24 protein-coding genes are annotated in these 25568 nt (G+C 34.2%); all 24 read right to left on the bottom strand.

Annotation, left to right across the window (positions count from 1 at the left end; all coding sequences use genetic code 11):
- Positions 1–29 precede the first annotated feature (29 nt).
- Positions 30–1046 (bottom strand): dTDP-glucose 4,6-dehydratase, encoded by a 1017-nt coding sequence (rfbB, locus tag PY093_RS10110; protein WP_275645775.1) that lies wholly within the window; start codon positions 1044–1046, stop codon positions 30–32.
- Positions 1043–1939 carry a glucose-1-phosphate thymidylyltransferase RfbA gene (gene rfbA / locus PY093_RS10105; protein WP_275645774.1) on the bottom strand — a complete coding sequence of 299 codons (897 nt, stop codon included), beginning with the start codon at positions 1937–1939 and terminating at the stop codon, positions 1043–1045. Before rfbA ends, rfbB begins: the two co-directional genes overlap by 4 nt.
- Complete coding sequence (locus PY093_RS10100; protein ID WP_275645773.1) at positions 1936–3360, bottom strand: lipopolysaccharide biosynthesis protein; 1425 nt, start codon at positions 3358–3360, stop codon at positions 1936–1938. Before PY093_RS10100 ends, rfbA begins: the two co-directional genes overlap by 4 nt.
- A gap of 93 nt (positions 3361–3453) precedes the next feature.
- On the bottom strand, positions 3454–4566 hold the full coding sequence (locus PY093_RS10095) for a DegT/DnrJ/EryC1/StrS family aminotransferase (protein ID WP_275645772.1): 1113 nt from the start codon (positions 4564–4566) through the stop codon (positions 3454–3456).
- Positions 4567–4588: 22 nt separating this feature from the next.
- Positions 4589–5314, bottom strand: a complete 726-nt coding sequence (locus PY093_RS10090) for a dTDP-4-amino-4,6-dideoxyglucose formyltransferase (protein WP_275645771.1) — start codon at positions 5312–5314, stop codon at positions 4589–4591.
- A complete protein-coding gene (locus tag PY093_RS10085) occupies positions 5315–6376 on the bottom strand; it encodes a TDP-N-acetylfucosamine:lipid II N-acetylfucosaminyltransferase family protein (protein WP_275645770.1) in 1062 nt (353 codons plus the stop codon).
- 50 nt (positions 6377–6426) lie between these two features.
- A complete protein-coding gene (locus PY093_RS10080) occupies positions 6427–7710 on the bottom strand; it encodes a hypothetical protein (protein ID WP_275645769.1) in 1284 nt (427 codons plus the stop codon).
- A gap of 15 nt (positions 7711–7725) precedes the next feature.
- On the bottom strand, positions 7726–8871 hold the full coding sequence (locus tag PY093_RS10075) for a glycosyltransferase family 4 protein (protein WP_275645768.1): 1146 nt from the start codon (positions 8869–8871) through the stop codon (positions 7726–7728).
- A gap of 1 nt (position 8872) precedes the next feature.
- Positions 8873–9997 (bottom strand): non-hydrolyzing UDP-N-acetylglucosamine 2-epimerase, encoded by a 1125-nt coding sequence (gene wecB, locus PY093_RS10070; protein WP_275645767.1) that lies wholly within the window; start codon positions 9995–9997, stop codon positions 8873–8875.
- 2 nt (positions 9998–9999) lie between these two features.
- The gene (locus tag PY093_RS10065; RefSeq protein WP_275645766.1) at positions 10000–11109 is read right to left on the bottom strand and encodes a capsular polysaccharide biosynthesis protein CapF; all 1110 of its coding nucleotides are present in this window, start codon (positions 11107–11109) and stop codon (positions 10000–10002) included.
- Positions 11109–12128, bottom strand: coding sequence for a polysaccharide biosynthesis protein (locus tag PY093_RS10060; protein ID WP_275645765.1), 1020 nt, complete (start codon positions 12126–12128; stop codon positions 11109–11111). The genes PY093_RS10065 and PY093_RS10060 overlap by 1 nt, the downstream gene beginning before the upstream one ends.
- 2 nt (positions 12129–12130) lie before the next feature.
- The gene (locus PY093_RS10055) at positions 12131–13363 is read right to left on the bottom strand and encodes a glycosyltransferase family 4 protein (protein WP_275645764.1); all 1233 of its coding nucleotides are present in this window, start codon (positions 13361–13363) and stop codon (positions 12131–12133) included.
- Positions 13364–13412: 49 nt separating this feature from the next.
- A complete protein-coding gene (locus PY093_RS10050; RefSeq protein WP_275645763.1) occupies positions 13413–14450 on the bottom strand; it encodes a GNAT family N-acetyltransferase in 1038 nt (345 codons plus the stop codon).
- A gap of 32 nt (positions 14451–14482) precedes the next feature.
- Entirely contained in the window at positions 14483–15436 is a 954-nt protein-coding gene (locus PY093_RS10045) for an aminotransferase class V-fold PLP-dependent enzyme (RefSeq protein ID WP_275645762.1), read from the bottom strand.
- Positions 15426–15920: a GNAT family N-acetyltransferase gene (locus PY093_RS10040; RefSeq protein ID WP_275645761.1), complete on the bottom strand. Its 495-nt coding sequence runs from the start codon at positions 15918–15920 to the stop codon at positions 15426–15428. Before PY093_RS10040 ends, PY093_RS10045 begins: the two co-directional genes overlap by 11 nt.
- The gene (locus PY093_RS10035; protein WP_275645760.1) at positions 15880–16563 is read right to left on the bottom strand and encodes a sugar transferase; all 684 of its coding nucleotides are present in this window, start codon (positions 16561–16563) and stop codon (positions 15880–15882) included. The genes PY093_RS10040 and PY093_RS10035 overlap by 41 nt, the downstream gene beginning before the upstream one ends.
- Positions 16563–17678, bottom strand: coding sequence for a DegT/DnrJ/EryC1/StrS family aminotransferase (locus PY093_RS10030; protein WP_275645787.1), 1116 nt, complete (start codon positions 17676–17678; stop codon positions 16563–16565). The genes PY093_RS10035 and PY093_RS10030 overlap by 1 nt, the downstream gene beginning before the upstream one ends.
- Positions 17679–18165: 487 nt before the next feature.
- Entirely contained in the window at positions 18166–18570 is a 405-nt protein-coding gene (locus PY093_RS10025) for a prepilin-type N-terminal cleavage/methylation domain-containing protein (protein WP_275645759.1), read from the bottom strand.
- A gap of 348 nt (positions 18571–18918) precedes the next feature.
- Positions 18919–19797, bottom strand: coding sequence for a UTP--glucose-1-phosphate uridylyltransferase GalU (gene galU, locus PY093_RS10020; RefSeq protein ID WP_275645758.1), 879 nt, complete (start codon positions 19795–19797; stop codon positions 18919–18921).
- Positions 19798–19945: 148 nt separating this feature from the next.
- Entirely contained in the window at positions 19946–21772 is a 1827-nt protein-coding gene (locus PY093_RS10015) for a polysaccharide biosynthesis protein (RefSeq protein WP_275645757.1), read from the bottom strand.
- 293 nt (positions 21773–22065) lie between these two features.
- Complete coding sequence (locus PY093_RS10010; protein WP_275645756.1) at positions 22066–22836, bottom strand: tyrosine-protein phosphatase; 771 nt, start codon at positions 22834–22836, stop codon at positions 22066–22068.
- A 106-nt stretch (positions 22837–22942) separates the two neighbouring features.
- Positions 22943–23653, bottom strand: a complete 711-nt coding sequence (locus PY093_RS10005) for a CpsD/CapB family tyrosine-protein kinase (protein WP_275645755.1) — start codon at positions 23651–23653, stop codon at positions 22943–22945.
- On the bottom strand, positions 23643–24383 hold the full coding sequence (locus PY093_RS10000; RefSeq protein ID WP_275645754.1) for a YveK family protein: 741 nt from the start codon (positions 24381–24383) through the stop codon (positions 23643–23645). The genes PY093_RS10005 and PY093_RS10000 overlap by 11 nt, the downstream gene beginning before the upstream one ends.
- 456 nt (positions 24384–24839) lie before the next feature.
- On the bottom strand, positions 24840–25220 hold the full coding sequence (locus PY093_RS09995) for a hypothetical protein (RefSeq protein WP_275645753.1): 381 nt from the start codon (positions 25218–25220) through the stop codon (positions 24840–24842).
- Positions 25221–25568 lie beyond the last annotated feature (348 nt).

Here is a 25568-nt window from a genome sequence, read left to right as displayed (position 1 = left end):
CTACTCGCCTATTTATTGATGTAAATACACTACTTATTAGTACTATATTGCTTTTCAAAATAGTTCTGATAATCGCCACTTATTATTTGCTCCCACCAATCTTTATTATCTAGGTACCATTGAATTGTTTGAGCAATCCCTGTTTCAAATGTAAAAGTTGGTTTCCAACCTAACTTTTCAAGTTTAGTAGGATCAATTGCATATCGCTTGTCATGGCCTAATCGATCCGTAACAAACTCAATCAAAGCTTCGGATTTACCTAATGTATTTATTATTGTCTTAACAACTTCCAAATTAGTACGTTCATTATGTCCGCCGACATTATAGACTTCACCATTTGTACCATCATGCATCACTAAATCAATGGCCGCACAGTGGTCTAATACATGTAACCAATCACGTATATTTTTCCCATCGCCATAAACTGGCACCTTTTGTTCATTAAGTACACGAGAAATTGTTAACGGAATTAATTTTTCCGGAAAGTGATATGGCCCATAGTTATTCGAGCAACGTGTTATATTCATTGGTAAACCATATGTTTCGTGATAAGCTCTTACTAATAAATCAGAAGATGCCTTACTCGCACTGTATGGGCTATTAGGTTGCAATGGTGTTTTCTCAGTAAAAAACGTTGAAGGATCGAAATCTAATTCTCCATATACTTCATCAGTTGACACATGAATAAATTTTGTTACATCTACTGCTCTAGATGCATCTAATAATACTTGTGTACCAAGAATATTGGTTTGCACAAAGATACCAGGATCTGTAATTGAACGATCAACATGACTTTCGGCTGCAAAATGAACAATATAATCAAATTTTTCTTTTTTAAAAAGAGCTGTAATTGTTTCACGGTCAGCAATGTCAGCTTTTAGAAAATAATAATTATCTTTCTTCTCAATATGCTTATGTTTAGTTAAATCCCCCGCATATGTTAATAAATCTAAATTGTAAATATCATATTGAGGATATTTATCGACCATATATTGAACAAAGTTTCCACCAATAAAGCCTGCCCCACCGGTAACTAAAATTTTCATTTGGGTAAGCTCACCTCTTTTTCACTTGCCAATTCAACGATTTCTTTTAAATACTGCCCATACTCAGTTTTTAGTAAAGGCTCAGCTAACTTAATTAATTGCTCTTTATTAATATACCCTTTACGGAAAGCAATCTCTTCAATGCAGGCAATGTAAAGACCTTGTCGTTTTTGCACTGCTTCAACAAAATTTGAGGCTTCGAGAAGTGATTCATGCGTACCTGTATCTAGCCATGCCAGCCCACGTCCAGTAAGCACTACATTTAGTGTTTCTCTATCAAGATAGTGATTAATGACTGAGGTAATTTCTTTCTCTCCTCTAGACGATGGTTTCACTTGTTTCGCTACGCTGATTACATTATTATCAAAGAAGTACAATCCTGGTACTGCAAAAGATGACTTTGGGTTCTCTGGTTTTTCTTCAATCGATATTGCCTTTGAATTCTTATCAACTTCGACAACACCGTATGCTCGTGGATCTTTTACAAAACAACCAAAGATTGTTGCTCCCTCTTCTAACTGGGCCACATTCTTGAGACGATTACCAAAATCTGAACCATAAAAGATATTATCTCCTAATACAAGTGCAACCGGAGAATTACCAATAAAATCTTCTCCAACAATAAACGCTTCAGCTAGACCATTCGGGTTCTCTTGAACGGCATATTCAAAGGACATGCCTAGATCGCTACCATCACCTAGCAATTCTTTAAAAACTCCTAAGTCCCTAGGTGTTGAAATAATTAGGACTTCTTTTATCCCTGCTAACATCAATACTGATAAAGGATAATAGATCATCGGTTTATCATAGACAGGAAGTATTTGCTTCGATATGGCTTTCGTTATCGGATAAAGACGAGTTCCGGACCCACCAGCTAGTATAATTCCTTTCATTGTACCACCTCTTTACGTAATTTTGTAAATCGCTTAATATCGTTCAAATAAATAAAAATAATTATTATAATTGCCATTAGTCCAACGATTTGCTCATGTATCGGTTGGGATGGAAATAAAGTGTAACTGGCAAAAAACAACAGTACGGCTGTTGATATATAAACTTTTGTAAGTCCATAATTCACCTTGTAATAATAAAGAGAAATAAAAGTCCTAAGTGCAAAAAATAAGATATATGAAATTCCCGTAGAAATTGATGCTCCTATTCCTCCAAACTGAGGAACAAGTAACCAGTTCCCAATAATATTCACAACACAAGCAACACCCGCGATGGCGATGTGCCACTTAACTTTTTTGTGAAAATTTATTCCTAACACAGTAGTTTCTGAAATAGTATACATGATTGGTATGAACACTAAAAAAGGTAGCATTAGACTTGCTTCTTCATAGCCACCACCTAATAACATAATAATAATATCTTTCATCATTATTACTACAACGCCAACTAACATCATTAAAAAGCTGACCAGTTTAGAGACATTTGCATAAAATGAGGTGTTGTTGGGATCCTTTTGATAAGTTTCATATGCAACAGGAGTCCAAAAAGTTGTAAACGCCATTTTCATAATAGCAAGTAAACCAATAATTTTAAAAGCCGCTGCATACAATCCTAATTCATTAAAGTCACCCCATTGGCGAATTGCAAATTTATCAAACCCTTCAAAAATCCACATAACCGCTGTTGTAAAAGCGAGTGGATAGCCATAAGAAAAAATTTCGAGTTTAGAGTGGGTTGATTTAGGAACAATTAAATTATTTAAGTTCCAATATCGTTTTTGTGAATAGATTAGAAAGACAACTAAAAGAATGAAGCTAATTACTGTTGAATAAATTAAAATATTATAGCTCCTGCCAAGAATACTATAAAAGACAACTACACCTATAAGAATTAGAGACTTACTTAAAATTTCTAGTATAGAATAAAGATTTCCTTTTTGCTGCATTCGAATAACTAACGTACCAAAACGATAAAAAACTTGAGTAATAACAGCTACAATTAATGCTATAAAGATAGTGGTATTATATTCAGAGAACAAAAAATATAGTAATTCTTTACGAATTACTATAATAACGAAAAGTACTGGCACTAAAATAACAAGTGATACTTTTAAACAGTTATATAATAAGACCCCTCTTTTATTTTCTTTCTCTTCATAAAAAAAGCGCACAAAGGCTTGATCCGTACCAAATACTGCAACGATCATTGCTATACTTACGAATAATGTGAACATGGAAGCTTTACCGAACTCATCAGGTGGCAGTATTCTAGTTATCATCATGGTCGTTATAAAAGCAATCGCAGCACCAATTACACTACCATATGAGAATGCAAGAAATTTCTTTAATAGTTTATTTTTCATAATCATCCATTCTTTTTAGTGGATTTCAAAAAAAAGCTAGTTCAATTTAGTCGAATAACCTCACTTGCATTTCAATCATTGAAAAATAAAAAATTATACTCTGGTCAATGAATTCAATTTAATTAAACTACAAATTTTTTCAATTTCTAAGCTGTTCAAACTACTATATAAAGGTAAAGTTAATATACTATTTGAAATGTTTTTTGCGTTTTGAAGGTGGTCAGATTTAAACGAATAACATTGAAAGTCAGAACAAAGAGGGTAGAAGTACTTTCTACATTTTATCCCATGTTCTTCGAGATTAGTTTTTAACTGATCTCGACTGATTCCAAAATGTTCTTCATCAATTAGTATTGGTAAGTAAGAGTAGTTATCTTTAACATTTTTCTGTCTTATTAGAGGATAAAGGCCTGTGATACTACTAAACTCCTTATAATATTTATCAATGATTGACTTACGTTCCTCTATTTGTTGATTAATGTAATCTAAATTTACAACCCCCATAGCAGCATGAAATTCACTCATCTTGGCATTCAAACCAATAAGATCGACAGTGTCCTCATTTTCAATGCCAAAATTCCTATATTTTTCAAGCGTTTTCTTTAAACTCTTATCGCGGTATGATAAAATTCCACCTTCAACTGAATGAAACACTTTCGTTGCATGTAAACTAAACATCGAAATATCTCCAAATCTACCAATCGGTTGATTGTCTATTTCAACTCCAAAAGCATGCGCGGCATCATATATAACTTTCAAGCCATACTTATTAGCCACATGTTCAATACCTGATACATCACATGGTTGGCCAAATACATGAACAGCAAGAATTGCGGACGTTTGTGGTGTAATCAGTTCTTCTATTTTCGATGAGTCAATATTAAAAGTTACCGGATCAATATCACAAAATACTGGCTTTAACCCATTTAAAGTTAAAGTATGAACAGTTGAAGCAAATGTAAATGGCGTAGTAATTACTTCACCTGTTAACTTCAGTGATTTTAACGCAATCTCCAAAGCCAAATGACCATTTGCAAATAAAGAAACATTTTTAACACCTAGATAACTTTTTAACTTTTCTTCAAACTCTTGGTGAATTGGACCTTGATTCGTCAAGCAGTTGCTCTCCCAGATAGATTCAATCTTCTTTTTATACTCCTCGATGGGTGGGAGGAATGGTTTTGTTACATTTATATTATTTACCATACAAAGGCCTCCTTATAAGATATCATACCTTCTCTAGTTCTACTTTTATCCTAATTTTATTTCCCTCTTCGTCCAAAAAGAAAGCATTTTTATAATCACCATGAGTTAAAGCACGTAATAAATTAATAGAGTCTCCTAGTTTCATACTTTTATTCAGGTCTAATTTGCATAGATCATTAAAATCCGATTTGTAATTTACGTTTCCTTCAATTACAGGGGTTGTTACTTTGTAGTTTCCCTCTATTATATCAATTAAGTATTTCTCAATAAGTTCTAATTCAACTTCTAATATCCTTTTGTACACGCATTCAGAGGTCTCCCAAGAATGTATACCAATCATTTTTTGAGTAATAATATTCCCATGATCTAAATGCTCATCTATTTCATGAATTGTTACTCCAGCAGGTAGACCGTTTATTATACTAAAGACTTGAGGAAACCACCCTCTATTAAAGGGATTATATCCAGGATGAATATTTATACACCTCACAGTCTCAACAAGTTTTTTTGGAAAAAGTTGTTTACAATGCAATGAGATAACTATATTATACTTATCTAACAAATAATCCGTTTCTTCTCTCACATTAATCGGCTTAAAAGCTGTGTTTTGTTCGTACTGGATATTCATGGTGGAATTATTGAATGAATACCTAAAATCAAAGTTTTCCATTTTTAGGTTTAATTTTTTTATGATTTTTAGAAAATTTTTATATAGATACTCATTATCTGTAATTACTAAGGTTTTCATTTATCTCACCCCTTCAAAAATTTTTTTCCATACATTTATTAAGTTTTGATCATTAAAAAGTTTTTTCATCTTTAGAGTATTTTGATTTTTATGATTGGTTTTAAATTCATTAAAGTTAACTTCCTCTAAATCTAAAGTGTTATATATACTCGCTTCTAGACTCGAAATAAAGTAGTCCCAACTTGAAATATCATTTCTTATATAAACTTTTTTATCTAAGTACAATAAAGCTATTATATTAAACAATCCTTGCTGCCTATTATGATTAAATATCGCTAAATCAATTGATGATAAGTACTGTGCATATTCTTCTGGTTTTAAAAACTCTAATAGTGGTACAAATTTATCACCAAAAATTTCTTTCCCATATTCGATAACCTCATAGATATATTCCTTTGTACCTCCATAAGAAAGAGGGAGGTAGATTTTTATATCTTCATGAGTAAATTTCTTTAATGATCGTATCACTTGGATGTGTTGGTTACTTGGATCTCCAGAGTTTCCTACCTGAATATTTATAGTATCCGAATTCGATTTACAAGATGGCTGTAAGCTATCAAGGTATTTTAAACTAATAGGATTTATATAAGCTCCATGTTGATATTTAGCCTTCGTTCCATACCATTCAAGTGCTAAATCATAATCACCTCTAACTAAAGTCGTGATAAACCCCATATTGCGTATCACCTGACGTCGCATCATCTCGACAATCTTTGACTTTATATCACTGCTTTCGTGACGATAGGAATAAAGATCTCCCCCAAAAACAATCCAGTTACATTTCTTTAGAAGCCAAGGTTGAAAGTAAAGCATATAAAGTAATTTAGAGGAGTTTAAACCGTGTATTAATGTTTTATTACTTTTATTCATTTGATCATTCAGTATCAATAAACTTTTAATGTTTAAAGATAAATTCAGTACATTTTCTCTTGGATTAATATTTTTCCCATCACCTTTTCCATATACTAGAAAAAAGTGTTCGTCTGAATTAAAGTTTTTATTTATAAAATCTATAAATGGTTCTGTAAACTTATCATTTGACATTATGTGTAAATTTATCATTCTATCTCCCTATTATATCTTTTCATTAATCATGATTTTGGCTCGCTGGGTTACACAGTTTTTTTTATAATAGTTTCTTTTATAGACTTTTTATTTATATACCATAGAAGTAATGAAATAAATACCCAAACCACAACCGATGCTCGATTTACAGTCAATACCGGCGCTCCAAAAGTTGCTAATATAATTAGTAATACTATATTAAAGAAAAATATTGTTTCGGAACGGCTTTTTTTGTGAACAAAACAGTGTAAACTTACAATCAATAAATAAGTTAGTAATAACAGGTACATTGACAAAGCTATCAAACCACCACTACTAAAAAAATGAAAAACTGCACTATCATATATCATTTGTGAACCCATCCCCTGACCAATCATTGGGGAAGTTTCCCATATCATATCTAATAACCCGCGTTGCTGTGAGGAGTTACCACCATATCTCCCTGCTGAAAGTAAATATAAAAAACCTTGCTCTCTATAATTTTCAATCGTAAATAATCTATTTAAATATGATATCCCTTGCCAATTATTTGATAGATAGATAATTAAAAACGGAAGGAGTATCGGTATCCATAATAACAGCTTCTTTAATTTCATAAGACTCTTTTTTTCAAATATAATATTAATAATGAATAGCAATATTCCCCCAAAAATAAATATCTTAGATACGCTAACTAAGCCTCCAATAAATAATAAAATTAACATTAATACATATTTAAAATTTACATTTATATATTTTTTTGACACCACATACATCCATGAAAACAAACCTATCGAGTATGCTATACCAGCTTCCATTGGTTGATTAAAAACTCCGCTAAATCTGTTATTGCCAGCTGCATTCAACGCAACTCCTCTTACAAAATACTGGTTAATATAAGATAAATCGAAGCTGATATCTATAAATATCCACAAGGTATTAATACTTAGTAAAGAGATTAATACAAGACTAGCTTTTTTTAGGAAAATCTCAATAGATTCTATTTTATCACTATAAATAAACACTAAAAAAATCAACATAATAGCGAGTGGTTGACTAAAATTCTTAATTTCAGCTATTAGTGAATATTCATCAATATAACCACCACCCAATAAAGTACGAGTACTCAAGTAAATAAAAACTGATAGCCAAATCAAAAATATAATTAACAAATTTTTATTAACTGAGAATTTTTGTCTTATTAAGAGGACACCTACGGCAATTATCGCTAATGAATATATAACAATGTTATCTCCCTTAATACCTGAAGTTGGGGAAACGTAGGGAGCAAATGCTGAAATTAAGATTAATATTGGATAATTTTTAAAAGTTGAACTGATCAATTTATTCATACGTAAACTCCTAAGTTATTCAAACAGGCTATAAGAACTTAAAACATCATCCTGACTATTTGAAATTACTTTTCCATATTCAAAAGCTTTTCTTGATAAAGCACTATACTCTTCGTTACTCAAGTCAATACAGTATTGTAAAACACTAATAAATTTGTCACTATCTGTTAACTCAATATCCCAACCAACTTGTTTTTTTTCAAGTTGTCTCCAAGGTGTCTGATCACTTATAATAACAGGACAACCTCCAGTTAGAGCCTCAGATATAACATGCCCAAAATTCTCTCCTAAAGTAGGAAATAGAAACACGTGATGTGCTTTAAATATTTCCCTAACATTATCGTGATTCGCTATTCCTTTATAAGAAACCTTTATGTTTGTTGGTAAAGATTTTATAGCTCTTTCACATTCGTTCCAATAAACACTATCTTCTAATGGTCCGTAAATATTAAATTCAATTTCACCCTCAATGGACTTTAAAAATTCTATTGCCTTTTTGAGGTTTTTTTTGGGGTGAACTCTTGAAATAAATACTATTTTTAATTCACCTTTTTTCTTTTCTATGTTTTTGTCATAGTTAAGCTCTTTGTAGTTCGCAGTTAAATTATTAGCTAACGTAATTTTCACTTCATTTCCAAATACCAATTCAATATCTTTTTTTTCTGTATCCGCAGTTGCATGCCACGTAATATTATTATATAAACCCAGTGCCTTTACTATATTTAAATATTGTTTCTTCTTACCACTTTTTAAACCTAATGCTCCTGATGAAAATTGCCCTCTTGGAGCCATAATGATTGGCTTTTGGGGTATTCTTTTAATTTTTCTCAATAAAACAGGAACAGTGCTAAATTTATATGAGAAAAAACTATTTAAATATAAAACATCATAGTTTACACTTTTAATTATTTTAGCAGTTTTCCCCCATGTTAATCTCGTAGTATCTGTATAAAAAACATTAGCCTTTCCTACCTGTACCCACTCATCAGTCTTTATGTTGTCAAAAGGTATTTCATCACCTAAATCTCTATCGGTAGCAACTATATAATAATCTATTTTCCCTGAAAGGTTGTCTACTAAATTCTTGATAGATTGAATAGGACCGCCACCTTTGACACTTGGGACATAATAACCTGCCATTATTAAAACTTTTTTTTTCACGCTATTTCCTCCAAACAACCCTATTCACATAATCCGTATAAGATAATATTATTCTAACAATTTTATCTGAAACATTCGGCATACTATAATCCCCGACAAGTTTTAATGTCTCTTTTTCCTGTGTTTCTAAAATCTCTAACCCTTGTAGAATTCTTTCTTTAGTAAGTCCAACCATCATCACCGATGCCTCTTCCATCGCTTCTGGTCTTTCATGGGCTTGTCTAATATTAAGCGCTCTAAATCCAAGAATAGAAGACTCTTCACTAATCGTACCACTATCACTTAGAACCGCTTTGGCTTTAATTTGAAGCTTTACGTAATCACTAAAACCTAAAGGTTTCATTGTTTTTACTAACGGATTAAATTCAATTCCCTTAGCATTAATCATATTTCTAGTTCTAGGGTGTGTACTTACAATTACAGGCATATTATATTTTTCTGCTATCGCATTTAAACTATCAACCAAATCTAAAAAATTTGTTTCTGAGTTGATATTTTCTTCTCTATGAGCTGAAACTACAAAGTATTTCCCGTATTCCAGTTCCAATCTTTCCAATACATCAGACTTCTCAATGTCGTCTTTTCTTGAATTAAGAACTTCAAACATTGGACTACCAGTCTTAATAATTCTATCTGCTGGTAACCCTTCTCTTATTAAATATTCTCTAGCAATATCACTATAAGTTAAATTAATGTCAGCAGTATGGTCAACGATTTTTCTGTTTGTTTCTTCAGGGACTCTCTGGTCAAAGCATCTGTTTCCAGCTTCCATATGGAAGATCGGAATATGTCTTCTCTTAGCTGCGATAGCACATAAACAACTATTGGTATCACCAAGAACTAAGACAGCATCTGGTTTTACTTCTTCCAAAATAGGGTCAATCTTTACAAGAATATTACCGATCGTTTCTACTGCAGTTCCATTAGCTGCATTAAGAAAAAAATCAGGTTTCTTCAAATTAAAATCGTTAAAAAACACTTCATTTAATTCATAGTCATAATTTTGCCCTGTGTGGACTAGTATATGGTCAATTGCATTTGATTCTTCTAATTTATTTATGACAGCTGATAGTCTGATAATCTCCGGTCTAGTTCCTACAACTGTCATGACTTTTAGTTTCTTCATATTTATACCTCCAAGAAATAGGTGTCTGGCTTTTCTGGGTCAAAATATTCATTTGCCCACATAACCGTCACCATATCGGTATCACCAAGATTCTCAATATTGTGTGTATAGCCAGTAGGTATGTCTACTACTTCCATTTTGTCGCCACTAACAAAGTATTCAATAATCTCATATGAATCGATTTTTCTAAAGCGGATAACTCCTGTTCCACTTACCACAAGGAACTTCTCATTCTTCGAGTGGTGCCAATGATTGCCCTTTGTTATGCCAGGCTTAGATATATTCACAGATACTTGCCCTCTATCAGGAGTTTTTATAAACTCCGTGAAAGATCCTCTTTGATCAACGTTCATTTTAAGATTATAACTAAATTGGTCTTTCGGCAAATAGCTCAAATACGTACTGTATAATTTTTTCGTAAATGGATCAGACATATTTGGGATAGCTCGGTCCACACGACTTTTCTTAAATGAATATATCAATTCAACTATTTCACCAAGAGTTGTCTTATGAACAACTGGAACTACACAAAAATCTTCCTCAATGTTTTCTTTACCATTTAAAGCATTGATAAATTCTTCTAGTACATCATCTATATAAATTAAATTCATTACTACAGTAGGATCATTTACATTTATCGGTAAATCGTGAGCAACGTTATGACAAAATGTCGCTACTGCACTATTGTAATTTGGTCTACACCATTTTCCAAAAACATTCGGTAAACGATAGACAAGTACTTTTGCACCAGTTTCTTTACTATATTCTAAAAGCAAGTCCTCACCGGCTTTTTTACTAATTCCATATGGATTATCTAGTTCAGCCTGTATAGTTGAAGAAATCATTACAGGACAAGAGTTTTGGTGTTTTTTCAATGTTTCTAGTAATGTTGATGTAAAACCATAATTACCGTCCATAAATTCTGACTGATCCTTTGGACGATTTACTCCAGCAAGATGAAATACGAAATCAGCTTCTTTACAATACTTTTCAAGTAATTCTGGATCTGTTTCTCTACATAATTCGAAGATATCTGTATAATTTTGATTCCTTAACTCTGCGATTAAGTTTTTACCTATAAATCCTTTTGCACCAGTCACCAGAATCTTCATTATCGATTCCAGCCTTTCAACTCTTCACGAACATAATCTAGCATTAATAACTTGTCTTTAATTCCCTCGATAGTTAACCTCTCTGTATTATGAGAGTTATACTCATCTTCAGAAGATAACTTTTGATCCCCTTCTACAAAATACTTATCATAGTTTAGATCTCTTTTGTCAGCAGGAACACGGTAAAATCCTCCTAAATCTTGTGCAACTACATGTTCCTCCCTAGTGAGTAATGTTTCATATAACTTTTCACCATGACGTGTACCAATGACTTTTACTTCATTATCTACATTAAATAATTCCTTAAGTGCTTGTGCTAAATCACCAATAGTCGATGCTGGCGATTTTTGAACCATGATATCTCCAGCTTCAGCATTTTCGAATGCAAATACAACTAGTTCAACAGCTTCCTTAAGACTCATTAGGAATCTAGTCATACTTGGATCTGTAACCGTTAGAGATTGTCCATTTTTTATCTGTTCTATAAATAAAGGAATTACAGAACCTCTAGAAGCCATTACATTGCCATAACGTGTTCCACAAATAAGGGTTCTATTTGGATCTACTGTATTTGACTTGGCTACAAATACCTTTTCCATCATTGCTTTAGAAATGCCCATTGCATTAATCGGATAAGCAGCTTTGTCTGTAGACAAGCAAATTACTTTCTTAACACTATTTTCAATAGCTGCAGTAAGAACATTTTCTGTACCAATGACATTTGTTTTTACAGCTTCTAATGGGAAGAACTCACACGAAGGTACTTGTTTAAGTGCAGCAGCATGAAAGATGTAATCAACGCCATACATTGCATTTTTTACACTCGCTAAGTCGCGTACATCACCTAAGTAAAATTTTAGTTTATTATTTTTATAAAGCTTCCGCATATCATCCTGTTTCTTCTCATCTCTTGAAAAAATACGGATTTCTTTTATATTTGTATCTAGAAATCTTTTCATCACTGCATTCCCAAAGGAACCAGTACCACCAGTAATAAGTAGTGTTTTACCATTGAACATCTTTAATCCTCCAGTTTACCTCTCTTTTTATAGGCATTTATAATTCGCTCATATGAATTCCTTGTATCATAATTTTTTTCCAAATATTCTCTAGCTAATTCACCTTTTTCTATTGCTAATTCTGGATTAGAGGTTATTTCATCAATGATAGTTTGATAGCCTTTAACATCATTACTTTCACACCACCATCCAAACCCTCCGTTTAAAATAACTTCTCCCACATCTGTATTTCTGTCTGTAGCTGCAAATACTGGCATGCTGTGATTCATGTAATCAAGTAATCTCGAAGGGAAATTAGGTATTGTAAATCGATAGTCGAGAAAGATTAACCCTATATCACATGCATCAAGTAGTTTTCCGTATTCATCCTTGTTTAAACTATCCATAACAGTAACGTGAGAGATATTAACATTTTTAGCATAGTCCTTGATTTTGTGAAAATCCGTGCCTGAACCACACATTACAAAATGCATATTGGTATTTTCTGCATTGCTATTTAATACACTAATAATAAATTCTACATCTTGAGGTTTTCCGAAATTCCCACCATAAACAAATATCATTTTCTCTTGAGGAAGTTTAAATTTATCCCTTAAAACTTTCTTATCAATTTTTTCAGAAAAATGTAATGGATTAATAGTATTTGGACAAATTTCAATTTTTTCTTCATTTATATAATCGTTATTATTTAATAAGAATTTAACATTTGCCTCTGACATACATCCTATAAAATCTGAGACTTGATAAAGTTTCTTTTCTTTCATAAAGAAGTACCTGGTTAGAACACCTTTCCATCCTGTTTCTTGAAGCATTCCTATATCCAATGCATTTTGTGGAAAAATATCTTTCAGCATAAGGTAAGAAAAAGAATTATCGCGTTTTTTCAGGTATGAAACAGTGTTTGCGATCGTTATTGGAGGAGTTGAATAAAGCACTAAATCAAATTTTATATCTTTAAAGAACTTTTCTATTGCTTTTTCAAATTGGGAACCGATCCGTATTGTAGAAATACCCTTTTCAATTAAGTTTGTCTTAGTGATATTTCCAGTCTGCACTCGAAGTACTTTTATCCCATGTTCAATTTTCATTTCTGTGGGTAATCCAGAACGTCTTTCACGTTGGCATACAACATGTACTGAATGACCATTATCTCGAAAATGTCTTAGTAAATCTGGATAAACGGCATTTTCACCTAAATCTGTTAAACCACCAATTGAAAGAAAAATTACTTTCATTACTTATCCCACCTTGTCCCATCTTCTTGTATATCACTTTTCTTTCCACTTAACCTCGATATGCTGGAAAAAATGTTGTGTTAGCATCGAACCCTTCTTCTTGATTACGTATTTCAACGAATTCATTATATTTCTTTTCATTAAAAACTTTTTTTCCAATATAAAAATCATAGATTCCATCTGGTGCAAAGCTTTTTTTATACTTAAAAATACCATCCTCGTCTTCATAGCCACCACCAAGAATAAATCTCTTAAGACCTTTTTCTTTAGCCCATTTAATAATTTCATATTTTAAGAAATTGTTCGCACTCAAATGAAAGTAGTCTCGATTGGTACCACCTAAGAAAGAGTAACAATTCTCTGTTCCGTATAATACAAGTTCGGTAGAGATGATTTTCCCTTCGAATAATACATGAATATACACATAATTATCTTCTAATTTATTGATAGTTTTAAAAAACTCTTTAGTGAAATAATAGTTTCCCTTTGCATTTGCACGGTCCATAGTGCCATAATATATGCTTAGAAAAGCATCTAATTCAGATCCATCAGTGTCTATTTTTACTTCCAATTGAGCTCTACTAGCCTTTTTAATACTTTTCCTAACTTTATGCTCAAAGTCCATAAACATATCATCGAGGGACATATCCAGACTACGAATTATGTTCCTTGTTGGGGTTTGAGTTGCACCATTGTAAAATGATTGAGACCCACTTACTAAATGGAACCTTACAAACTCACTCACAAACCCATTTTCCTTACAATAGTCATCGTATGCTCTGTTAACCGCTGAATAATCTTCACCCTCATACAAAAAACCACCATAACCATAAGGGGTGGATAGATCAAACCAAGTGTCTAAAGGTAACTTATCTTTAAATTGGACTGATTTTGCTATATCACGTTTCATTACAACGTTTATTGCTCTTGTCCTATCATCATCGTAATAAAATAAAAGGGGCAAACCATCACCATTCAGTTGAAATGCTTTTACATATTCACTCAAATAATTCACATCATAGTTTTCTACACTTTTTACAATACTATCCCATTTCTCTTGATCATCTATGTTAATTATTGAAAGCATAAATTCTAAAAAACATCCTCTCTTGGATATGCCTATGCACTTGTTTCCTCACAATATTTAACAAGTAATTTGATCATATCCTTATATTTATCTTTATTAACATCCTGATGTACTGGTAGATTCATAATGCAATTTGAAAGTTCAATACTAGTTTGATATTCAGGCCTCCTTAGAGGTTCAATTAATGTGTGATATAGACTAACAACTCCGAATCCGGCTTCATTCATTAATTCATATATTCTATCCCTATTTCCTTTTTTAATACGAACTGGATAGGTTTGAGGAATATTACCTGGCAATAAGCAATCTTTTAATGGTGTAAAATATTCACTCACTTCTTCATTATGGATAATATTATCTAATACCTCGTAATTTTCTTTTCTCATTTTTGCTATGTTCTTCACATCATAATTCCAGGGATTATACTCAACATCAGTAATGCTATTACCACTATATTTTAATGATTTAAGTTTACTATTTTTCACGATTAGGCTCCCACCATTTTTGAATGGGAACATTTTATGCAATGAAAAGAATGTTGCATCTGAATAATTATCCTCTGTGTATTGGTATGTGAAAAAACCATGTGCATTATCTTCAATTAGCCAACCTGAATATTTTTTGACTATATCGGCAACATCTTTAATTCGCAAATCAATAAATCCAAAGTAATTTACTGCTAATACTGTAAATTTACCCCTACCGATGTCTTTAATTCTTTGGGAAAGGTCTTCTAAATCTATATTTAAATCGGATGTCATCTTGTAATATTGGACAGACAAACCATCTAGTTTGTTAATTGGATCAAATATCCCACTTCCTTCTCTGGGAGACCAACCAATGTAACCCGGTAAAAATAATGTATCAATTAGATTATCATTTTTCATATTATTTAAAAGATCAAACATTCCCTCACGAGCACTGTCATAATAGTACTCGTGTAATTTTTGATCATCTTTGTTAAGAGCAGTTTTTTCAATTATCATCAATATCACCTAGCTCCTTTTCAAGTTGAACACGTACAATTGAATAGCCATTTTCTTTATAAAACTTCATTGTTTTTTCGTTTTCTAAAGTTGTCATTAAATCAATTTTTTTTATATTTACACGAATAGAATAATCTTCAAGACACTTTAATAACTTTGAACCAATGCCTCCTGACCTTACTTCGGAGTTTACAACTATATGCCCAATGTGTATCCTTCTCTCAGAAAGAATTTCTCTTGTGTAAGCCCAAAGAAAACCAATTATTTTTTCTTTATCAAAAGCTCCAATTAGGATAGCAGAATTGTCCTTTTTAAAACGAAGCATATCATCATAACCATTTATTGCGTACTCGGTTAAATTGCTCATATTAGGAAAGTTTATTTTAAGATTATCCTCTAATAAGTTGATCAAAAAAATCTTATTTTCAACCAGATCTTCTACACTAATTAACCTGACCTCTATTTTTCTGTTTTCTAAGTCCATAGTTAAATTCATCTTTCCTCTCTACATCTAGATCTTTCATAATATGTTCTGATCCAACCAAGATATCTTTTCTCTGAAATACCACTAGAATTGTGTTAATTAAGATTTTGACATCTAGTATGAAAGAAAGATTATTCACATAATTAACATCTGTTTGAAAGCGTTCATCCCAAGTAAGGGCATTTCTTCCACTGACTTGAGCTAATCCAGTAATTCCTGGTCTGACTTTACTCCTTAACCTTTCCTCTTCACGGTAATATGGCAAATATCTAACTAACAAAGGTCTTGGTCCTATAATCGACATATCTCCCTTTAGAATATTAAAAAGTCCTGGGAGTTCATCAAGAGATGTTGAACGTAGGAACTTTCCGAAATTCGTCAACCGGACACTATCGGAAAGTAGTTCTCCACCATATTCATCTCTTTCATCTGTCATTGTCCTAAACTTATACATCATAAAAATCTGCTCATTTAGTCCAGGTCTATTTTGCTTAAACAACACCGGACTTCCAAGCTTTATTCTTACAAGGATAGCAACTATTAAAAGTACCGGACTGAGAACAACAATAGCAATCAATGAAAGGATGAAATCCATTGGCCTTTTTATCACTCTTTTATAAATACCGCCTTTAGACTTTTTCATTACTTTAACCACAACCCTTTAATAATCTCTACAACTCTCTCCAAATCTCTATCCGTTATCTTCGTATCAGACGGCAAACAAACCCCATTCTCAAACAACTTCTCCGATACATCCGTCCCAACAAAGTCATACTTCTCAAAGAACGGCTGCATATGCATTGGCTTCCAAACCGGCCTTGACTCGATATTCTTAACTTCTAATGCTTCAAAAATATCGATCGGTCTTACTTTCCCAGTCAATGTCATAGAGCTTAACCAATAGTTCGGTTCATCCCATTCATTAACAGGCATGAACTCAACACCCTCAAGATCTCCTAGTTCTTTCTTATAAAATTCAAAGATGTATCTCTTCTTCTCAACTCTTTGGTCTAACACCTTGAGCTGCCCTCGACCAATCCCTGCAACGACATTACTCATACGATAATTGAATCCTAATTCGCTATGCTGATAATGCCTGGCTGAATCCCTAGATTGTGTTGCCCAAAACCTCGCCTTAGCAATTCTTTCTTCATTATTGGAAACTAGCATTCCACCACCTGATGTGGTGATTATTTTATTCCCATTAAAAGAGAAGATACCATAATCCCCAAAGCTCCCCGTGTGTTGACCTTTATAGTATGCCCCTAAAGATTCAGCTGCATCTTCTATAACCGTTACATTATGTTTCTTACAAACCTCCATAATCTTATCCATGTCCGCAGATAGTCCATAAAGATGAACAACAATCACTGCTTTCACATCAGGATATTTCTTAAAAGCTTCTTCTAAAGCTTTAGGACACATGTTCCAAGTTTCATAGTCACTATCTATAAATACAGGTATTGCACTTTGATAGATAATTGGATTAGCTGTAGCTGAGAAAGTAAGCGTTGGACAGAAGACGATATCTCCTTCACCAACATCTGCTGCTTTTAATGCTAAGTGAAGCGCTCCAGTACCAGATGATAGTGCTGCTGCTGCTTTAGAACCAACTTTAGCAGCTAATTCCTTTTCAAATTCATTTACGTTTTCTCCCAGAGGAGCAATCCAATTCGTATCAAATGCTTCCTTTACATACTCCATCTCGTATCCCTCATCACTCATATGTGGTGATGACAGAAATATTCTTTCGTGCACTTTTGTTGTCTCCATCTGTAAATACTTCCTTCCTATGTTAGGATAATATTTTAGTAGTTTAGGACTTAACTGGATATTGAAGTTTCCTTTCCAATCAACTACTAAACCACCAAATTACATTTACTTTACATACCCACGTCGTAATATCTATTCAATCTACTTAACAAATACGAAATAGATATTCAAGTTAAAATCATTTTAAAGCGAGTTTCTTCCTATTTATATATACCATTCAATCAATCTATAAATCTAACTAAACACGCCTCAAACCCTTATCCCGCAAGGTTTATAGCGTTCAATCTAACCATGATAGTCAGTTCCACCCCACCACTCAATCAAAAAGAAGGTAAAATTATAAATAACCCAGCAAAATTCTACCTCCGTAAAAAGAACCATGTTCTTAAAGTTATCTTTTCATTTATTACCGGGGCTTAATTCCATCAAGCATTTCTAACATTCCTAAACCCTTCTTTTAAAACAATATTCATCACAGAAAAGGAACATCCCCATCTTCTTCCTCTTGTTCCTCACCACCATAATGCACACTACACTCAACTACCCCATCAACATAGCTCATATCACCGCCCACCTGACAAACCTCTGCGCCATAATCACGTAGATGTTGTCCAAATACCGCATCTGAATGATGTATATTGTTAACAATCAAATATGTCTCATACGTTCTTTCCAACTGCACACGATTAGCATCGCAAACATCCGCCTTGGCAGTTTCTATATACCCCATGACAGATGGGACTGCAATAGCGGTTAAAATCGCCATGATGACAACTACCACAATAACTTCGATTAAAGTCAATCCATTGTTATTTAAGCATCGATCACCATTTTCATTCATAATAACAATACCTCCACGCTTAAAACCTATCTTCACAAGGAAAAAGCATTTGTTACTCGAAGATACATGATTTCTTATACTAAATTACAATCACGCAAGTGATTCAATAGTTCATTAAAAAACAAAACACAGGGCATCCAACCCCACCTCACACCACACCACCGACAACCTTACGTGTCTAAGGTCATAACGACCCACAGCATACCCGAGTGCCTCCATTGATACAGGTAAGGAGACATCACCATAAGAAAAGCGAAAGGCGCGCCCGCCTATCGGCTTATGACCTCAGGTCCGATGGCGCCCGGAGCTAGACACTAAAACTTAGTAAAATTTTTTATACTTTCTTACCTTTTTTAAAAATCTACATCAATCCATTAAATTCAATTAAATAGACATCTTATTAGAATCAATTACCGACTTCAAAAACTCCAGCAACTCCCCGCGCAATTCTGCGTTTTTTAACGCAAACTCTACCTGCGTCTTAATAAACCCAATCTTCTCGCCAACATCATAACGTGTCCCCTCAAAATCATAAGCAAACACTCTTTGAATCTGATTCAATCGCCCAATTGCATCAGTCAACTGAATTTCTCCACCAGCACCAGTCTCTTGTTTCTCCAAAAACATAAAAATCTCAGGAGTCAGAATATACCTTCCCATTATCGCAAGATTAGAAGGAGCAGTTCCTGGTGCTGGCTTCTCAACAAAATGATTAACCTGATACCTACGCCCGTCTTGAACCGAAGGATCAACAATTCCGTACCTATGGGTCTCATCCGTTGGAACAGTCTGAACCCCTATAATAGAAGCAAAAGTCTTATCATACTCATCCATTAATTGACGTAAACATGGCTTCTCCGCTTGAACAATATCATCCCCAAGAAGGACCGCAAACGGCTCATTTCCAATAAACTTGCGAGCACACCACACTGCATGCCCTAATCCCCTAGGTTCTTTTTGACGAATATAATGTATATCAACCTTTGAAGACTTTTGAACCTCATCTAAAAGCTCCAATTTCCCTTTTTCTAGCAAATTATGCTCTAACTCGAAAGAGTTATCAAAATGATCTTCAATCGCTCTCTTCCCTTTACCGGTAACAATAATAATATCTTCAATCCCCGATTCAACGGCTTCTTCAACAATATACTGAATCGTAGGCTTATCAACAATCGGTAACATTTCCTTAGGCATTGCCTTAGTAGCCGGAAGAAACCTTGTTCCAAGTCCCGCTGCAGGTATTATCGCCTTTCTTACCTTCATACCATGTCCCCCCTTTTTTTACTTGTCACTACGCCCTAAAAAGTAACTCTTCATCTAAATTTTCTAGTACGTTTTTCTAGCTTGAAGAACTGCGAATTATTCTCAATCTATCTCGAGTTCGAAAGAGCTTCAAAGTTAACTTTATGCTCTAATTAGCCACCGAAACCCTCCGCTTAACATCCACTCTATTATTAGCCAAATCCAACAATCTTTCCCTTAAAAACTCACTATCTACCACCATAAAGCTATCAATAATCTCATTCACTTCATCCATGTACAAACTAGAAGTCTTCCCAATATGAATCTTCGGAAACACAACCTCCCCATGAACTTCACCCTCACCAAGTAACTCCTCAAACATCTTTTCACCAGGCCTAATCCCTGAAAAAGCGACCCCAATCTCATCAACTGAGTATCCCGATAACTTAATCAAATTTACCGCAAGGTCAACAATTTTAACCGGCTCCCCCATATCAAGAACGAATATTTCTCCTCCACGAGCCAAGGCCCCGGCCTGCATCACAAGCCTTGACGCTTCAGGAATCGTCATAAAATACCTCGTCATCTCAGGATGTGTAACCGTAACCGGCCCTCCAGCTTGAATCTGCGCCTTAAAGAGCGGAATAACACTCCCCCTACTCCCAAGCACATTCCCAAACCTCACAGCCACAAACTTCGTGTTACTAGTCTTAGAGAGATTCTGAATCACCATCTCCGCAATCCGCTTCGTCGACCCCATCACATTGGTCGGATTAACCGCCTTATCCGAGGAAACAAGCACAAAGTTCTTCACACCAAACGTATCTGCCGCTTCCGCCACATTCTTCGTCCCAATCACATTGTTCTTCACAGCCTCAATTGGGTTATATTCCATCAACGGAACATGCTTATGCGCCGCCGCATGATACACAACATCAGGCTTATACATATCCATCACATCAAACATCTTCGTCCGATCCTGGATATCCCCAATGACAGGTACAATTTCAATTTCAGTTTGATAATTCTTCCGCAACTCCATATCAATCAAATAAATACTATTCTCACCATGACCTACCAATACAAGCGTTTTCGGCTTAAATCCACAAATCTGTCTACATATCTCCGACCCAATTGACCCACCAGCACCAGTAACCAATACTGTCTTACCTGTAATCTTCTCCGCAATACTCTCAACATTAAGCTCAACAGGCTCTCTACCAAGTAAATCCTCTACCTGCACATCCCGGAATTGATTAACAGATACTTTCCCAAGCATTAAATCCTCTAACATCGGGATAATTTTCGTTTTCGCTTTTGTCTTACTACATTCAGTAAAAATCGTATTAATTTCCTTCTTTGTTAAAGAAGGAATCGCAATAACAATATTGTCAATCTCTAACTCTTTCACTACCTGCTCAATTTTCTCTACCCCACCAATAACAGGTAATCCTAAAATATGAAGCTGCTGTTTCTTCACATCATCATCAATAAACGCGACTGGCAACAGATCCGCTTCCATGTTTTGCTTAAGCTGGCGAACAACCATTGTTCCAGCCGCACCCGCACCAATAATTAATGTCTTCTTTTTAGACTTACTATTCTTAATATACGTATCACGATACATTCGCCACGAAAAACGCGACCCACCAATCAAGATAATATGAAGCATCCACGTTAACATTAGAACTCGAACATATACATTCCCAACAACAAGCATTTGTATAGCCGCTAACGTAACAATTGAGAGAGTTACAGCCTTAAAAATAATTAATAACTCCCCGATACTCGCATACTCCCACGCCTTTTTATAAAGGTGATAGACGGAAGCAAAAAAGTGATGACTTAATAATAAGGTAATCGAACTTAATAATAATGAAGGATAAGTATAAATTTCCAAATATGGATTTAAGGTAAAATAACCGATATAAATAGCTGTTAACACAATAACCGAATCAACAACCACTAAAAACGTAAGCCTCTTCTTATAGGTCATAATAAACTCCCCTTTCGTTATCTATCTATCTAACGTACATTCTAAAGATTCTAGGTACAGTGTTTTAAATGATCAAAACAAGATAACTAGAACCTCTATCTCAATTAATTACTATTAAGAGATAAAAAAAAAGGGCTTATTTAACTTCTCTTTTTATCTCTAGTAACCTACTATAAATCTTTCGATCTATAAGCAATTACAGCTCTTTCAACTGTTCATAACTTGCTTCTTGTCAAATGTATCGGTCATCCCTTTTCAAATATTTGGTAATTAATTAAACCTTTTCATAACAATCACCCAAATATCCCTAACAACTTCCGTTTCTTTACTCTAGTGGGTATTTCTTTATATACTGTCTTCCTATCAATGAGCAGCTCTGCATTCTCCTGAAACAAATAGACCCCATTCATCCCAAACTCTTTCTCAACCACTCCATAGGCCTCTCTCATTTTAAACGATCTACTCGAGATGTTATGAGCATCACTCGCAATAAAATGGGCAAGATTCGCTTCTATCAACTGTAGCGAGAACTTCTTAATCTTTTTCCCGAAGTAGCCAGCGACACTAGAAGCAGTTACTTGTGTACATGCTCCTTTTTTCACAAACTGATATAAAATATCAGGATTTTCAATGATTTCTTGGTTTCGCTCAGGATGGACGATGATTGGAACTAGCCCTTTCATTTGAATATCAAACAATAACTGTTCCGTGTATCTTGGTACATGACCAGCTGGTAGCTCTATAAATAGATATTTCTCTGAATTGTTGAGGGTGAGTATTTGACCATTGTGAAAATCTTCTAGAATTTCTCCATAGATGCGTGGTTCTTGACCTGGTAGAATCGTTAGTGGGATTTGCCTTTGTTTCAATTCGTCGTTCAACATTGCAACTCTATTAATAATATCAAGCTTAGAGTTATTATATTGACCATTATTATGATGGGGCGTTGCAATGATTGTTGTAATTCCTTCTTCAACTGCCACCTTCGCCATGTCGATACTATCATTTAGTTCTTTTGCACCATCGTCTACTCCAAATACTATATGGCAGTGAATATCAATCATTACAAACGCCCCCTCTTTTCTACATCTTTCGTACTATTTCTTCGACAATCTACATATTATCATGAAATAACATCTATTCATACGGGTGTATTTTGTCGAATTATGTCTATTTAGAACCGTAGTAATAGTAATATTGGCTATCTTTTTGTTTCTTCTGATTTAGGACCACTCCTAATAGTTTCGCTTTCGCCGCTACTAAAAGCTCTTTTGCTTTAATTGCTGCATCTGTTTCCGTTTTACCACTATATACAACTAATATCGCTCCATTACATTTATTCGACAAAACTTGCGCGTCTGTTACAGCTAGCACTGGAGGGGTGTCGAACAACACTATGTCGAATTGTTCACATGCTGTTACTAGGAAATCATCCATTGATTTTGCCCCTAATAATTCTGCTGGATTTGGTGGAATTGGTCCACTTGTTAACGTATATAAATGTTCAATATCTGTTTTTTGAACAGCTTTTTCGATTGTCACTTGTTTTGTTAGTACATTTGTTAAGCCTGTATGATTTTCTTGACGGAATGTATAATGAATTGTCGGCTTACGTAAATCCGCATCAATTAGTAATACTCTTTTCCCTTGCTGAGCAAAAACGATTGCAAGGTTGGCAACAGTTGTCGATTTTCCTTCACCAGGTCCCGCGGAGGTGACCATCAATGTTTTTATTTCTTGATCAACTGCTGAAAATTGAATATTTGTACGAATCGTTCGATACTGCTCAGAAATGGGTGATCTTGGATCCGAATTCGAAATCAAATTACGACCTGTTTGTTGTAGGAACTGATTATTTTTCTTTCCAATTTTAAGAACCAACCGTCTCACCTCTTACATCAGACATCTTATTATTTGCCTTCTTCCCTTTAGCTTCCTCGGTCATTGTTGTAATCGCACCTAATACCGGGAGCTCCAGTAGCTTCTCAATATCTTGTTCATTTTTTATCGTATTATCTAAGTACTCTAGTAAAAAGGATAAGCCAACCCCCAGCATTAACCCAACAACTAAGGCTATAGCCATATTAAGGGTCGGTTGTGGTTTAACAGGAGCCGGGTTTTCTTTCACTTCTGATTTAGCTAAGATACTAACATTATCCACATTCATTATGTTACTGATTTCACGTTGAAACACACTAGCAACTGTGTTTGCAATATCAGCAGCCATAAACGCATCCGGATCTTGAACTGTTATTAACACAACTTGTGAATTTTGCTCACTACCTACAGTAATCTTTCCATTTAACGCTTCAGTAGACATAGCAAGATCAAGGTCTTCTATTACTAGATTTAAAATAGCAGGACTTTTAATAATGACATTGTACGTATTGATCAGCTGTAAGTTTGTCTGAATTTCATTTGTGTTAAAAACTGGCTGATCACTTTTAGATTGATTGACTAGTAGTTGTGTAGACGCTTGGTAGACTGGTGTTAGTACAAAATAACTAACGATCCCACTTACTGCTGTTGCCAGCACTGCAATAATTGCGATTAACCAAAATCGTTTTTTTAACGTTTGGAATAATTCTCGTAAACTTATCGTTTCTTCCATGATGCCCTCCTAGTGTACCTAAATTCTCCAATTTTTATTAAAACCTTTGATATTATAGCATGAATATTGTCAAAGTTGCAGACAAATTGTAAATTACTGTCGATGGTATTCATTATAGTAACTATTAGCTAAAGTCTCTACCTTTTTTACAAAAAAAGTAATTTGTAATATTTGCCTAGTAGTAATTCATTGGGTATTTAGTCATTTGGTAACGTTTCCAGCCTTCTTCAATAATTACTAACTATTTCAATATAATAATACATTGATTTTTCTTTTTTATAGACCTTCTACCAATTAACGCCCATGTTTGTGGATATTTATTTACCACTTCTACTAAAATAACCGTTCTACCTCTCGAAGAGTATAGGTACATTCATTAGCTCACAGATAAAGGGTATAAAACCCAAAAAACCCCTCGCAAGAGGAGTTGATATGCCATTATTTGGTTTGGGTCTATCAGTTGGTCTTTAGACGTTCTATATGGTATTTCGCTTCAGCCTTACAGGAATAATCAATATCCTTCCCACCAGCCTCACTAATTAACCGATCAAGTTCATGTATTTGTGCTTCAGTTGGTTCTTCAGACAATATCTTTTTGATCGTATCATTGATTTTATCAGCTAATTCTTGGTGAAAATCTGGATGAGCTTTTGTCTCGCCATCGATTTGTTCAAACCAAGAGGAATTTGTATCTGCGTATTTTCGCCATTGCCCGACGAATGCTTCTAAGTCGAACTTTTCTTCGTCCCATTTAATTTCTTTCATATATTGTTCAAAAGCAGAAGTAATCGACCGTGATATGCTAATTTTTATACCGTGTGGAAGATTTTTCAACATTTATAAAAAGTACCTCCAGACATTATCTCTCTAATCAGTAATATTACCATAACATAACATATTATGACAAAGTTTTTCAGCATAATTGGCAAAAATACATATCAAATCTTATAAGAAAAGCGCAGGGCGCCCGCCTATCGGCGACAAGCATAAGACGGGCCGTCTGGAAGGTTGTTCTTTGACCTTCCAGACGGATTGGCTTATGACCTCGAGCCGATGGCGCCCGGAGCTAGACACTAAAACTAGGTACAAACTTTTATACTTTCTTATCTTTCAAGAAAAGCGCAAGGCGCGCCCGCCTGGAGCTAGCCCCCTAAACTGGATGCAAAATTTCAAGAACCCACAGTC

Source organism: Cytobacillus sp. S13-E01 (genome assembly GCF_029193815.1).
GTDB lineage: Bacteria > Bacillota > Bacilli > Bacillales > Bacillaceae_L > Bacillus_BV.
Note: the sequence above shows the minus strand (reverse complement) of the source record. Positions and strands in the feature narration are given on the sequence as shown.